Here is a 13,212-nt window from a genome sequence, read left to right on the forward strand (position 1 = left end):
TTTTCCCACATGACCCAGTACACGATTACCGAGCTCGCCCGCGAATTCGACGTGACGCCACGAGCGATCCGTTTCTACGAGGATCAGGGCCTGCTCGCGCCGAGCCGCGAAGGCGCGAGCGGACTCAAGCGCGTGTTTTCGGGGCGCGACCGTACGCGGCTGAAGCTCACGCTGCGCGGCAAGCGCCTTGGCTTCACGCTCAACGAGATCCGCGCGCTGCTCGATCTTTACGACTCGCCCACCGATACGCAGCCGCAGCTCCAGGCGTTCCTCGACACCGTCGTGCGCCACCGCGAGATCCTGGAGCGCCAGCGCGCCGACCTCGACGCCACGCTCGAAGACCTCGCGCAGTACGAGTCGCAGGCGCGCGCGCTGCTCGCGAAGAACGGGGCCGGCGAGCGGGTCGCGCCGCTCACGTTCGACGACGATCAGTAGCCGGCGCCGGCTCTTCTTCCTCCGTCCCTGCATTGCGCCGCCGAGCCGAGGTGACTGCGTCATGAGACATTTCCCGAAACTGCTTTCGTCGCAGATCGGCTTCGACGTTGCGCAGACGATGCTCGAAGGCTTCGACCATCATTACCGCAACTTCTGCGCGGTGGCCGCGCGGGCGCGCGAATGCTTCGAGGCGCGCGACTGGCGCGGCCTGCAGCAACTCGCGCGCGAGCGCATTGCCTCTTATGACGAGCGCGTGCGCGAGTGCGTGCTGGCGCTCGAAGACGAATACGACGCCGAAAGCATCGACGACGAGGTCTGGGAGCAGATCAAGCTCCACTACATCGGCCTGCTGACGACGCACCGACAGCCCGAGTGCGCCGAGACCTTCTTCAACTCGGTGTGTTGCAAGATCCTGCATCGCTCGTACTTCAACAACGATTTTATTTTTGTGCGGCCCGCGATCTCGACCGAATACATCGAGAACGACGAGCCCGCGGCCAAGCCCACTTATCGCGCGTATTACCCGGCCAAGGACGGGCTGGCGGCCACGCTCGCGCGCATCGTCACGAATTTTCAGCTCGAAACGCCGTTCGAAGATCTCGCGCGCGACGTGGACTGCGTGATGCGCGCGATGCTCGACACCTTCGGTGTGGTCGAGCCCAAGCCCAACTTCCAGATTCATACGCTCGCTTCGCTGTTCTTTCGCAACAAGTCGGCGTATATCGTCGGGCGCATCATCAACGGCGATCTGTTGGCGCCGTTCGTGGTGCCGATCCGTCACACGCCAGGCGGCGAGCTCGTGCTCGACACCGTGCTGCTGCGCACCGATCAGCTGTTGATCATGTTCAGCTTCTCGCACTCGTATTTCCTCGTGGACATGGAAGTGCCGTCCGCCTACGTGGAGTTCCTGCGCACGATCATGCCGCGCAAGGCGAAGGGCGAGATCTACACGTCGCTCGGGCTGCAGAAGCAGGGCAAGAATTTGTTCTATCGCGATCTGCTGCATCACCTCAAGCATTCGAGCGATCAGTTCGTGGCCGCGCCGGGCATTCGCGGCATGGTGATGATCGTGTTCACGCTGCCGTCGTTTCCGTACGTGTTCAAGGTGATCAAGGACAGTTTTCCCGCACCGAAGGAGACCACGCGCGAGCAAGTGGAGGCGAAGTATCAGCTCGTGAAGCGCCACGACCGCCTCGGGCGTCTGGCCGATACGCTCGAATATTCGAGCGTCGCGCTGCCCGTTGCGCGCCTTTCCGAGGCGCTGGTACGCGAACTCGAAACGCTTGCGCCTTCGATGATCGAGTACGAGGGCGACAATCTCGTGATTCGCCACCTCTACATCGAGCGCCGCATGGTGCCGCTCAACATCTGGCTGCAAAACGGCAGCGACGAAGAGGTCGAGCACGGTATCCGCGAATACGGCAACGCGGTGAAGGACCTGATGCGCGCGAATATCTTTCCGGGCGACATGCTCTACAAGAATTTCGGCGTGACGCGCCACGGCCGCGTGGTGTTCTACGACTACGATGAAATCGAATATCTGACCGAGTGCAACGTGCGCGCGGTGCCCGCGCCAGTTCATGAGGAAGACGAACTATCGAGCGAGCCGTGGTACGGAGTCGGTCCGCGCGATATTTTTCCAGAGACGTACCGCACCTTCCTGCTTGGCGATACGCGCGTGCGGCGCTATTTTCTCGAGCATCACGCGGACTTCTTCGACCCCGCGCTATGGCAGCAGAGCCAGGCGCGCCTGCTGGCGGGCGAGGTGCCCGACTGCCTGCCGTATGACGCGGCGGTGCGCTTTCGTGCGCGCTACCCCGAGCGCTTCGCGCCGCGTGAACAACGCACAGACTCGAATTTCGCATCGTCGATTGATTGAAAAAGGAGAGAGAACATGAGTGAGACGCAGATGGATCCGGTGGTGATCGTGGCAGCGGCGCGCACGCCGATGGCGGGCTTTCAGGGCGACTTCGCCGCATTGACCGCGCCGCAACTGGGCGCGGCGGCGATCGCGGCCGCGCTCGAACGCTCGGGCCTGAAGCCCGAGCAGATCGACGAGGTGGTGATGGGCTGCGTGCTGCCCGCGGGCCAGGGCCAGGCGCCCGCGCGCCAGGCGGCGCTTGGTGCGGGCCTGCCGCTCGCGGCCGGCGCGACCACGGTGAACAAGATGTGCGGCTCGGGCATGCGCGCGGCGATGTTCGCGCATGACATGCTGCTGGCGGGTTCGGCGGAGGTGATCGTCGCGGGCGGTATGGAGAGCATGTCGAACGCGCCGTATCTGCTGCCCAAGGCGCGCGCGGGCATGCGCATGGGGCATGGCCAGGTGCTCGACCACATGTTCCTCGACGGACTCGAAGACGCCTACGACAAGGGCCGCCTCATGGGCACCTTCGCGGAGGAGTGCGCGGGCGAATTCGCCTTCTCGCGCGAGAGCCAGGACGCCTTTGCAATCGAGTCGCTCAAGCGCGCGAAGCGCGCCAACGAGGACGGCTCGTTCGCCTGGGAGATCGCGCCGGTCAAGGTGGCCACGCGTGCGGGCGAGGCCACGATCGAGCGCGACGAGCAGCCGTTCAAGGCCAACCTCGACAAGATCCCGACGCTCAAGCCCGCCTTCAGCAAGACCGGCACGGTGACGGCGGCGAATTCCTCGTCGATCTCGGACGGCGCGGCGGCGCTCGTGATGATGCGCGAGTCCACGGCGAAGCGCCTCGGCGCCCAGCCGCTCGCGCGCGTGACGGGCCATTCGACGTTCGCGCAGCAGCCCGCGAAGTTCACGACCGCGCCGGTGGGGGCAATCGCGAAGCTCTTTGAGAAGACCGGCTGGAAGGCGGCCGACGTCGATCTCTACGAGATCAACGAGGCGTTCGCCGTGGTCACCATGGCCGCGATGAAGGAGCACGATCTGCCGCACGAGAAGGTCAACGTGAACGGTGGCGCTTGCGCGCTGGGCCATCCGATCGGCGCATCGGGCGCGCGCATTCTCGTCACCTTGATCGGCGCGCTGCGCGCACGCGGTCTGAAGCGCGGCGTGGCGACCCTGTGCATAGGCGGTGGCGAGGCGACCGCAATGGGCGTCGAACTCATGTAGGCTTGTGAGTGACAGGCGCCGCACGGGAGCGGCGCTTCCCATCACTGGCACGCGGCGCTGCAGGGCCGCGGCACCCAGAAAAGGTGGCGACATGAAAACAGCGTTGATTGTGGGCGCGTCGCGAGGCCTCGGCCTCGAGTTCGCGCGCCAGTACGCGAAGGCCGGCTGGCGCGTGCTGGCCACGGCGCGCTCCGAGGAAGCGCGCGCGGCGCTCAACGCGCTGGGCGCGCAGGCGTTCGCGCTCGACATCGCGCGGCCCGAGGACATTGCCGCGCTTGGCGCGAAGCTCGAGGGCGAGCGGCTTAATGTGGCGCTCATCGTTTCCGGTGTCTACGGCCCGCGCACCGAGGGCGTCGAAGCCATCAGCGCAGAAGACTTCGAGTACGTGATGAACACCAACGTGCGCGGCCCGATGCAGCTTATTCCGATTCTGCTGCCGCTTGTCGACGCGGCGTTCGGCGTGCTCGGCGTGCTGTCGAGCCGCATGGGCAGCATCACGCAGACAACCGGCACGACAGGCTGGCTCTATCGCGCAAGCAAGGCCGCGTTGAACGACGTCATCAAGATCGCCTCGCTCGAGACGCGCCGCGCGACCTGCATCGCGCTGCATCCGGGCTGGGTGCGTACCGAGATGGGCGGTGCGCACGCGGCCATCGACGTGGCAGCGAGCGTTGCCGGCATGCGCGAAGTGGTGGCCGAAGCCGCTGCGGCTCGCGAGGTCTTCAACGGGCGCTTTTTCCAGTACGACGGGACCGAGCTCGACTGGTGAGCGTCCGATTCACGCAGCATTCGCGCAATAATCGCGCAGCCATTGCATGCAGGGGCCGCAACGCTGGCGCGAGCGGCCCTTGTTAATTTGTTCTGCTGAAAGCGCACGAAGTGCGCGAGAGGAATCGATACTTGATGTCTGCTGAATCCACACGCGCGAAGCGCCCGCTCGAATGTCCCTGCGGCGGCGCTGCGCCCAATCTGAAATCGGGCGCCAAACCGCCGCGCTTCGCCGATTGCTGCGGCCGCTTTATCGACGGCGGCGCGCTGCCCGCCACGGCGCTCGAACTGATGCGCTCACGCTACACGGCTTATGTGCTCGGCGAAGCCGGCTACCTGCGCGCGACCTGGGCCGCCGAGACCTGTCCTGCCGATCTCGACGTCGATCCCGACACACCCGGCGCGCCGCGCTGGCTCGGACTTGCCGTCAAGCGCCACGAGCCCATTGACGAAACGCATGCGCGGGTCGAGTTCGTCGCGCGCCACAAGAGCGGCGGGCGCGCCTTTCGTCTGCACGAACTGAGCCGCTTCACGCGCGGCGACGACGGCCGCTGGCGCTACGTCGACGGCGACATCCTCGAAGGCTGAGGGCGGGTCCCTGCGCCGCTGCTGCGACGGCTAAAACAACGCCTTTGCAAACAAGCACTTAATACAGAAAAACGGGGCCGTTAGCGTCATGCGACATATCGCACCGCGAATAATCATTATCTCGCCACGACCCACGACCGCCCCGAAATCCCGCTATGCGCCGTGCGTCAAGGTATACGCGGAACGGGTCCTTCGTTGGCACGCCTTATGCCGGGTTACCCCTGAATTGCGCAACAAATAATTGTCGTGCGACGATGCAATCACGGTGCTCGTCACGCCACGTAAGCAGGTGTTGAAAAGACATTGCTCGCGGCGATCACAAGACGGGTGCTGGCGGCGGATCTGAAAGTTTGCAGATCGGCGCCGCACAGGTGTTCCGATCCGTGTTCTCCCCCGCAGCATTGGTTGCGACCACGCCAGGCCCCCGGCCAGGCGCGCCGTGTGCTGTTGTGCCCGCTGAGGGCTGGGGACGTCCGCGCAGTGGTTCGCGCAGTAGTTCGGTACGCAGATTGACAGCGGTTTTTTCGCAGGCGAGTGTTGCGCATGGCGTTCAGGAAGCTTCTTACCGGATGGGCGATGGTCGGCACGGCGTGCGTGCTGTCGGTTGCTCATGCTGCGTCGCTTTCCGACCCGGCTGTAACGGCTGGCGTCCAGGCCGCATCCATCTCGACTTCATCCGCCGCGCATTCGAACGCCCATCGCGATGCCTCGCAAAATGCGGCCGCGCCGTTCGCCAACGGCCCGCTCGGCAGCGCGAACGTGCCGCGCATCGCGTTCGGTGACACGTATCTGCCCGTCGTGCGCGCCGACATGAATCAGCAGATCATTCGCATTCCCGTGGCCGGCGACCCGAGCGTTACGCTCGAAACCACGGTCTACCGTCCCGATGGTCCTGGCCCGTTTCCGATGGTTGTGTTCAACCACGGCAAGATTCAGGGCGACCCGCGCATGCAGCCGCGCAGCGACCCGATGTCGTTCGCGCGCGAATTCGTGCGCCGCGGCTACGTGGTCGTCGCGCCGAATCGCCGGGGCTTCGCCGGCTCGGGCGGCGACTATCAGCAAGACGGCTGCGACGTCGCGAGCAACGGCATGGGCCAGGCTGCCGACGTGGCCACCACGGTCGACTACATGACGAAGCAGCCTTACGTGGACGCGAGCCATATCGTCGTCGCCGGCACTTCGCATGGTGGCCTCGCGACCATGGCCTACGGCACCGAAGCCGCGCACGGCGTGCGCGCGCTCATCAACTTCTCGGGCGGCCTGCGCCAGGATGCCTGCACGGGCTGGCAGAACAACCTGACCGAAGCCTTCGGCGATTACGGCGCGAAGGCCCGCGTGGCCTCGCTCTGGCTCTACGGCGACAACGATTCGGTATGGACGTCCGATCTCGTCACGCGGATGTTCGCGGCGTTTCGCACCGCGCAACTGGGTGAGGCGCATCCGGGTGCTGGCGCGCAGCTCGTCGATTTCGGTTCGTACAAGAATGATGCACATCGTCTCGTGGGCGACCGCGACGGCGTGCAGGTCTGGTGGCCCAAGGTCGAGGCGTTCCTGGCGAACCAGGGCATGCCCACGGCTGTGGAATATCGCGTAGCGACGCAAACCGCGCCGCGCGCCACGGGCTACGCATCGATCGATTCAGTGAGCGCCGTGCCGTTCCTCGATCAGGCGGGCCGTGACGGCTATCGCAACTTCCTCAAGCAGTACCCGAGCCGTGCCTTTGCGGTGTCCGATTCGGGTGCCTGGTCGTGGGCCGAGGGCGGCGACAATCCGATGGCGGTCGCCATTGCGAACTGCCAGAAGCACAGCTCGGATCCGTGCCGCCTCTACGCGGTCAACAGCAATGTCGTGTGGTCTAACGCTACGGCCACGGCAGAAAACGACAATACCGACGACGGCAATGCCGTTGCCGCCGACGCGGATACCGCACACGCGCTCGCGAGCCGTTAAGCGCGCCTGATTCACTGCTGGCGCGCGCATTCGCGCTGTCACTTTTCCATCTTTTCCCTTCGTTTCTCCGCCGCTGCTGCGCTCCTGCCTTCGTGTTCGAGCTTGGCGGTAGCGCACGCGCTCGTCTTTTCGTCGGGCAGCCCAGATTTTTTTGCACAAGCGCGCTTCACTTTGACGTCGTCATCTACGGGCATTTCGGGTCTTCGCAAAAGAACTGTGCGCAGCTGCGCCGAACCGCGCCGAACCTCACGCGGGCCGGCCTTTCAGGGCCATTTCGGGGGTAGTGCATTGCGCAATTGAACGCGTTAATCTCGGGCCCGTTGCCTGGCAGGACACAAACAGGACACACCAGCAGGAGCCGATTTGAACTCGCATTCCTACCCCGCCAATGACGCCTGGATCGCGCGCAGTCTGCGCGCCGTCTGGCATCCTTGCACCCAGATGAAGCACCACGAGCGCTTGCCGCTCGTCGCCGTCGCACGTGGCGAAGGGCCCTGGCTTTACGATCATGAAGGCCGGCGCTATCTCGACGCCATCAGCTCGTGGTGGGTCAATCTGTTTGGCCACGCCAATCCTGTGATCAATGCTGCGCTCAAGGCGCAGCTCGACACGCTCGAGCACGTGATGCTCGCGGGCTGCACGCACGAGCCCGCTGTCGAGCTCGCCGAGCGCTTGAGCGCGCTCACCGGCGGCACGCTCGGCCATGCATTTTTTGCCTCCGATGGTGCCTCGGCGGTCGAGATCGCGCTGAAGATGAGTTTTCACGCGTGGCGCAATCAGGGTGCGAGCGACAAACGCGAGTTCGTGTGCCTGGCCAACAGCTATCACGGCGAGACCATCGGTGCGCTCGGCGTGACGGATGTGAAGCTCTTCAGGGATGCTTACGATCCGCTTTTGACTCACGCGCACGTGGTCGCGTCGCCTGACGCGCGCGCGGCGCGCGCAGGCGAGGGCGCCGCCGACGTGGCGCGCCGCGCGCTTGCCGACGTCGAGCGCGTGTTCGCTGAGCGCGAAGGGCGCATCGCGGCGCTGATCGTCGAGCCGCTCGTGCAGTGCGCGGCGGGCATGGCGATGCACGATCCCGCGTATCTCCAGGGCTTGCGCGCGCTGTGCGACCGCTATCAGGTGCATCTGATAGCCGACGAAATCGCCGTGGGCTGCGGGCGCACGGGCACCTTTTTCGCATGCGAGCAGGCCGGCATCTGGCCTGATCTGCTCACGCTCTCGAAGGGCATCAGCGGCGGCTATCTGCCGCTTTCGATCGTGCTTTCGCGCGACGAAATCTACGCGGCCTTCTACGACGACGACACCGCGCGCGGCTTCCTCCATTCGCATTCGTACACGGGCAATCCGCTCGCCTGCCGCGCGGCGCTCGCAACGCTCGATCTCTTCGAGCGCGACGGCGTGCTGGCCGCGAACGCCCAAAAATCGAAACAACTGCGCGAGGCATTCGCACCGCTCGAACAGCATCCGCTCGTGCGCGATCTGCGCCAGTGCGGCACGATCCTCGCGTTCGACGTGGCGATCGAAGACGCAGGGCGTGCGCGCACATTCGCGCGCCGGTTCTTCGAAAACGCGCTGCAGCGCGAACTGCTGCTGCGCCCGATCGGCACGACGGTCTACGTGATGCCGCCATACATTCTCGACGCCGGAACGCAAGCGCACCTCGCCGCGCGCACGCGCGAGACATTCGACGCGACCGTCGCGGAGGACCTCTGATGCACTTGCTGCACACACTCGAACACAACCTGCGCGAACTCGACGCGCAAGGCTTGCGCCGCCGCCGCCGCACCATCGATTCGCCGTGCAGCGCGCATATGGTCGTCGATGGCTGCGAGAGCATCGGCTTCGCGAGCAACGATTACCTCGGGCTGGCCGCACATCCGCAACTCGTCGCGGCGTTGGCCGAGGGCGCGCAGCGCTACGGCGCGGGCAGCGGCGGCTCGCATCTGCTGGGCGGCCATTCGCGCGCCCACGCGCAACTCGAGGACGATCTCGCGGCGTTCGCGGGCACCTTCGTGGATGCGCCGCGCGCGCTGTACTTCAGCACCGGCTACATGGCGAATCTGGCCGTGCTCACCGCGCTTGCGGGCCGTGGCGCGACGATCTTTTCGGATGCGCTCAACCATGCCTCACTGATCGACGGCGCGCGGCTCTCGCGTGCCGATATCCAGATCTATCCGCACGCGGACATGGACGCCTTGAGCACGATGCTCGAAGCGTCGGACGCGCACACGAAGGTGATCGTGAGCGACACGGTGTTCAGCATGGACGGCGACGTCGCGCCGCTCGCGCGTCTGGTCGAACTTGCGGAAAAGCACGGCGCCTGGCTCGTGGTCGACGACGCACACGGGCTTGGCGTGCTCGGCCCGCAAGGGCGCGGCGCGCTGGCCGCAGCCGCGCTGCGCTCGCCCAACCTCGTGATGGTAGGCACGCTCGGCAAGGCGGCGGGCGTTTCGGGCGCGTTCATCTGCGCTCACGAAACTGTGATCGAGTGGCACGTGCAGCGCGCCCGTCCGTACATCTTCACGACGGCTTCTTCGCCAGCGGTTGCGCACGCGGTATCCGCGAGCCTGAAGCTGATCGCGGGCGAGGAGGGTGACGCGCGGCGCGTTCATCTGAATCATCTGATCGGGCGCACGCGCTCGATGCTCAAGGAAACCTGCTGGCAGCCCGTCGATTCGCACACTGCCGTGCAGCCGCTCGTGATCGGCGCCAACGAGGCCACGCTCGCGCTGCAAGCCGCGCTCGAACGCGATGGCTTGTGGGTGCCGGCGATTCGTCCGCCGACTGTGCCCGCTGGCACTTCGCGGCTGCGCATTTCGCTCTCGGCCGCGCACTCGGACGCCGACCTCGACCGTCTGAACGCGGCGCTGCAACGCGCGAGCCTGGAAGCGCAACAGCAGACGCAACAACAGGCGCAAGAGGGTGTGCGATGAGCACTGCAACGTATTCGCTTTTCGTCACCGGGACCGATACCGAAATCGGCAAGACCTTCGTGAGCGCCGCGCTCTTGCGCGGCCTTGCGCGAGCGGGTCTGCGCGCGGCGGCGATGAAGCCTGTCGCTGCGGGGGCATACGAGCGCGACGGCGTGTGGCACAACGAAGATGCCGATCAGCTCGACGCTGCCGCGAGCGTGCTGCTTCCTTCGGCAATGCGCACGCCGTTTCTGCTCAAGGAGCCGGCCGCGCCGCACATTGCCGCTACGCTAGAAGGTGTGACGCTCGACATGGCGCGCATCGTGCAATGCCACGGCGAGGCCTGCGAGCGCGCGGACGCCGTGGTGGTGGAGGGCGTGGGCGGCTTTCGCGTGCCGCTCACGGCGACGCAGGACACTGCGGATCTCGCGGTTGCGCTGAATCTGCCGGTGGTGCTCGTCGTGGGCATGCGGCTGGGCTGCATCAGCCATGCGCTTCTCACTGCCGAGGCGATCGCCGCGCGCGGCCTCACGATCGCGGGCTGGGTCGCGAACCGCATCGACCCGGCCATGACCTTCGCGCAAGAAAACATCGACACGCTGCGGGAGCACCTGGCCGCGCAGTTCGGCGCGCCGCTCATCGGCGTCGTGCCGCATATGTCGGGAGCGCAAGCGGCCGCTTTGGCCGAACTCGCGGCAGAACACCTGAATATCGACGCGTTGCTCGCGCGGCTTGATGCCCTCGCGCCTGCATTCGAACCCCTATCGTCTCTGTAAAGAAGAAGGACCCTCACGCCATGACCGAAGCCCACATCGACATCACCGCGCTCAAGAAAAGCACGCCGCAGGCACAAGCACAGGACGAAGCCGCCGCGCGCTGGCGCGTGGCCGATGTCGCCGCGCTCTACGAACTGCCGTTCAACGACCTGATGTTTCGCGCGCAGCAGGTGCATCGCGAGCATTTCGACGCGAACGCGGTGCAGCTTTCGACGCTCCTGTCGATCAAGACCGGCGGCTGCGAGGAGGATTGCGCGTACTGCCCGCAGTCGTCGCATCACGATACGGGGCTCGACGCGAGCAAGCTCATGGACGTGGACGCGGTGCTCGACGCCGCGCGCGTCGCGAAGGCCAACGGCGCCACGCGCTTTTGCATGGGCGCGGCGTGGCGCAATCCGAAGGACCGTCACCTCGAGCCGATCAAGGACATGATTCGCGGCGTGAAGTCGATGGGCCTCGAAACCTGCGTCACGCTCGGCATGCTCGAAGCGCACCAGGCGAAGGCGCTCGCCGACGCGGGCCTCGACTACTACAACCACAACCTCGACACCTCGCCCGAGTTCTACGGCCAGATCATCTCGACGCGCACTTACGAGGACCGCCTCGAAACGCTCGAGCGCGTGCGGGACGCGGGCATCAACGTGTGCTGCGGCGGCATCGTGGGCATGGGCGAGTCGCGCCGCGAGCGCGCGGGCCTGATCGCGCAGCTCGCGAACATGGAGCCGTATCCGGAATCGGTGCCCATCAACAATCTCGTGCAGGTGAGCGGCACGCCGCTCGAAGGCACGGAGCCGCTCGATCCGTTCGAGTTCGTGCGCACGATCGCGGTGGCGCGCATCACAATGCCCAAGGCGATGGTGCGTCTCTCGGCGGGCCGCGAGCAGATGGACGACGCGCTTCAGGCGCTGTGCTTCATGGCGGGCGCGAATTCGATTTTCTATGGCGACCAGTTGCTCACGACGGGCAACCCGCAAGCCGAAGCCGACCGCAAGCTGTTGCAGCGTCTGGGCATCGGCGCGCAGACGGCGCAGGCGTTGCCTGCTGAAGACCACGCACACCATGCGCATCACGCACACAGCGGCTGCGGACACTGCGAGTAAGCACGTCGCGGCTCGCGGCAAGTTGTAGCGCGCCGCTGAATAGACCAACGCCACGCTATGAAGCGTGGCGTTGTCGTTTGCAGCGAGTGCTACCGATGCAGGTGCGGTTTAAGCGTAAGCCGCGCGCCTGCGCCCCGCGAGCACGACATAGCACAGCGCGCCGGTCACGAGCGCGGGCAGCGTCGCGCCGAGATTCGGCAGCCACTGGTTGAGCGCCTGATACGCGCCGAAACCGATGCCCCACGCGATAAACGCGGTCACGTGCCAGCCGCCCGAGTAACCGTAGATGCCGCTCAGATCGGCCAGCGCGTGCGCATCGATGCGCCGGCGGCGCACGATGAAGTGATCGGCGAGCACGACGCCGAAAAGCGGCGCAAACACCGAGCCGATGAAGAGCAGGAAGTTCTCGTAGCGCGCCATCGGCACGACGAGGCCGATCAGCGTGCACAGCGCGCCGAACGCCGCCGAGAGCCACGGCACGCTGCCGCGCGTCCAGAACGTGCCGGTAGAAACCGCGGCCGAGTGGATATCGGCGAAGGCGTTGTCGATTTCGTCGATCAGGACCAGCAACAGCGCGAGGCCGCCACCGGCCTTTGCGAGCGCCGTGGTGAGGAGCGCGTCGCCGCCGCCCGCCGAGAGTCCGTAGATCGCGCCGAGCGCATAGAACCACAAGTTCGCGATGCCATAGCCGAACAGCGTGCCGCGAAACGTCTCGCCCGCGCGGCGGCCAAAGCGCGTGTAGTCGGCGATCAGCGGCAGCCACGACAGCGGCATCGCCACCACGAGGTCGATCGCGCTGCCGAACGGCATTTCGCCGGTGCCGGGGCGGCGCATGAGCGCGCCGATGTCGTGCTGTGCGATCAGGCTCCACGTGAGCCATGCGGCGCCCGCGAGCAGGAGCCAGATGCCCCAGGTGCGCAGGAAGCGGCGCACGAACGAGAGCGGGCCGCTCACGGCGAGCAGCGTGGCCAGCAGGCCGAAGATCACGGTCCACACGAGCGGCATCGAGAGGCCGAAGGCTTGTTTGGCGAGCGCATCGGCGGAATCGCGCATCACGATGATCTCGAACGAGCCCCAGCCCGCGAGCTGCACCATGTTGATGACAGCCGGCACCGATGCGCCGCGAATGCCGAGCGTCGGGCGCAGCGACGACATGGCGGCAAGCCCGGTGTCGGTGCCGATCACGCCCGCGAGCGCGAGCAGCACGACGCCGATCGCGCTGCCGATGCCGATCGCGGCCAGCGCGTGGGGCAGCGAAAGTCCCGGCACCAGCAGGGCGCCTGCCTGGGCGACCAGCAGGCCGATGCCGAGCGAGAACCAGAGCGCGAAGGCGTCGCCGGTGCGGAACTGGCGGCGCGCGTCGGGCACGGGGACGTTGGGCGCGTAGGTCGAGCCAGCGTCGCCGGCCGCGCCTGATGACGGGTCTTGAGTCATAGGTAAAACGGTCCTCTGCGTCGTTGTTTTATCTGATGTTTGGTGGCGCCGGCCATGCGGGGCCGGCCATCCGGGAGGGCAACCGGCGGCGGGCATCAAACGCACATCGGCAGCAGCCGGGCGCCGCGTCTCGCGCAAGCGCCCAGGCTGTCATA

General features: G+C 66.1%; 11 protein-coding genes. 10 read left to right on the top strand and 1 reads right to left on the bottom strand.

The genetic code is table 11. The annotated features are described in order from the left end of the window. Positions 1 to 9: 9 nt before the first annotated feature. The 10 genes from NH14_RS14065 (at position 10) to bioB (ending at position 11,623) form a co-directional block, all read left to right on the top strand. Complete coding sequence (locus NH14_RS14065; RefSeq protein ID WP_035522283.1) at positions 10 to 435, top strand: MerR family transcriptional regulator; 426 nt, start codon at positions 10 to 12, stop codon at positions 433 to 435. Between the two features lie 61 nt (positions 436 to 496). Beyond that, the gene (gene aceK, locus NH14_RS14070; protein ID WP_035522286.1) at positions 497 to 2,314 is read left to right on the top strand and encodes a bifunctional isocitrate dehydrogenase kinase/phosphatase; all 1,818 of its coding nucleotides are present in this window, start codon (positions 497 to 499) and stop codon (positions 2,312 to 2,314) included. Between the two features lie 15 nt (positions 2,315 to 2,329). After that, entirely contained in the window at positions 2,330 to 3,523 is a 1,194-nt protein-coding gene (locus NH14_RS14075; RefSeq protein ID WP_035522290.1) for an acetyl-CoA C-acetyltransferase, read from the top strand. A 91-nt stretch (positions 3,524 to 3,614) separates the two neighbouring features. Further along, a complete protein-coding gene (locus tag NH14_RS14080) occupies positions 3,615 to 4,292 on the top strand; it encodes an SDR family oxidoreductase (protein WP_035522292.1) in 678 nt (225 codons plus the stop codon). A 134-nt stretch (positions 4,293 to 4,426) separates the two neighbouring features. Beyond that, positions 4,427 to 4,879, top strand: coding sequence for a YchJ family protein (locus NH14_RS14085; protein WP_035522295.1), 453 nt, complete (start codon positions 4,427 to 4,429; stop codon positions 4,877 to 4,879). A gap of 543 nt (positions 4,880 to 5,422) precedes the next feature. After that, positions 5,423 to 6,829, top strand: coding sequence for a dienelactone hydrolase family protein (locus NH14_RS14090; RefSeq protein WP_035522298.1), 1,407 nt, complete (start codon positions 5,423 to 5,425; stop codon positions 6,827 to 6,829). A 363-nt stretch (positions 6,830 to 7,192) separates the two neighbouring features. Further along, entirely contained in the window at positions 7,193 to 8,548 is a 1,356-nt protein-coding gene (gene bioA / locus NH14_RS14095; RefSeq protein WP_035522302.1) for an adenosylmethionine--8-amino-7-oxononanoate transaminase, read from the top strand. Beyond that, positions 8,548 to 9,768 carry an 8-amino-7-oxononanoate synthase gene (bioF, locus tag NH14_RS14100; RefSeq protein ID WP_052147821.1) on the top strand — a complete coding sequence of 407 codons (1,221 nt, stop codon included), beginning with the start codon at positions 8,548 to 8,550 and terminating at the stop codon, positions 9,766 to 9,768. The genes bioA and bioF overlap by 1 nt, the downstream gene beginning before the upstream one ends. Then, positions 9,765 to 10,523 carry a dethiobiotin synthase gene (bioD, locus tag NH14_RS14105; protein WP_035522304.1) on the top strand — a complete coding sequence of 253 codons (759 nt, stop codon included), beginning with the start codon at positions 9,765 to 9,767 and terminating at the stop codon, positions 10,521 to 10,523. Before bioF ends, bioD begins: the two co-directional genes overlap by 4 nt. A gap of 20 nt (positions 10,524 to 10,543) precedes the next feature. Further along, positions 10,544 to 11,623 carry a biotin synthase BioB gene (bioB, locus tag NH14_RS14110; RefSeq protein WP_052147822.1) on the top strand — a complete coding sequence of 360 codons (1,080 nt, stop codon included), beginning with the start codon at positions 10,544 to 10,546 and terminating at the stop codon, positions 11,621 to 11,623. Between the two features lie 108 nt (positions 11,624 to 11,731). Here bioB and cytX read toward each other — a convergent pair whose 3' ends face one another. Next, positions 11,732 to 13,057, bottom strand: a complete 1,326-nt coding sequence (cytX, locus tag NH14_RS14115; protein ID WP_035522306.1) for a putative hydroxymethylpyrimidine transporter CytX — start codon at positions 13,055 to 13,057, stop codon at positions 11,732 to 11,734. Between the last annotated feature and the right edge of the window lie 155 nt (positions 13,058 to 13,212).

The organism is Paraburkholderia sacchari, assembly GCF_000785435.2.
In the GTDB taxonomy this organism is placed as follows: domain Bacteria; phylum Pseudomonadota; class Gammaproteobacteria; order Burkholderiales; family Burkholderiaceae; genus Paraburkholderia; species Paraburkholderia sacchari.

What these genes read in the sequence shown, in the direction of transcription:
- NH14_RS14065 (WP_035522283.1), top strand. Translation starts at nt 10, where the DNA reads ATGACCCAGTACACGATTACCGAGCTCGCCCGCGAATTCGACGTGACG.
- aceK (WP_035522286.1), top strand. Translation starts at nt 497, where the DNA reads ATGAGACATTTCCCGAAACTGCTTTCGTCGCAGATCGGCTTCGACGTT.
- NH14_RS14075 (WP_035522290.1), top strand. Translation starts at nt 2,330, where the DNA reads ATGAGTGAGACGCAGATGGATCCGGTGGTGATCGTGGCAGCGGCGCGC.
- NH14_RS14080 (WP_035522292.1), top strand. Translation starts at nt 3,615, where the DNA reads ATGAAAACAGCGTTGATTGTGGGCGCGTCGCGAGGCCTCGGCCTCGAG.
- NH14_RS14085 (WP_035522295.1), top strand. Translation starts at nt 4,427, where the DNA reads ATGTCTGCTGAATCCACACGCGCGAAGCGCCCGCTCGAATGTCCCTGC.
- NH14_RS14090 (WP_035522298.1), top strand. Translation starts at nt 5,423, where the DNA reads ATGGCGTTCAGGAAGCTTCTTACCGGATGGGCGATGGTCGGCACGGCG.
- bioF (WP_052147821.1), top strand. Translation starts at nt 8,548, where the DNA reads ATGCACTTGCTGCACACACTCGAACACAACCTGCGCGAACTCGACGCG.
- bioD (WP_035522304.1), top strand. Translation starts at nt 9,765, where the DNA reads ATGAGCACTGCAACGTATTCGCTTTTCGTCACCGGGACCGATACCGAA.
- bioB (WP_052147822.1), top strand. Translation starts at nt 10,544, where the DNA reads ATGACCGAAGCCCACATCGACATCACCGCGCTCAAGAAAAGCACGCCG.
- cytX (WP_035522306.1), bottom strand. Translation starts at nt 13,057, where the DNA reads ATGACTCAAGACCCGTCATCAGGCGCGGCCGGCGACGCTGGCTCGACC.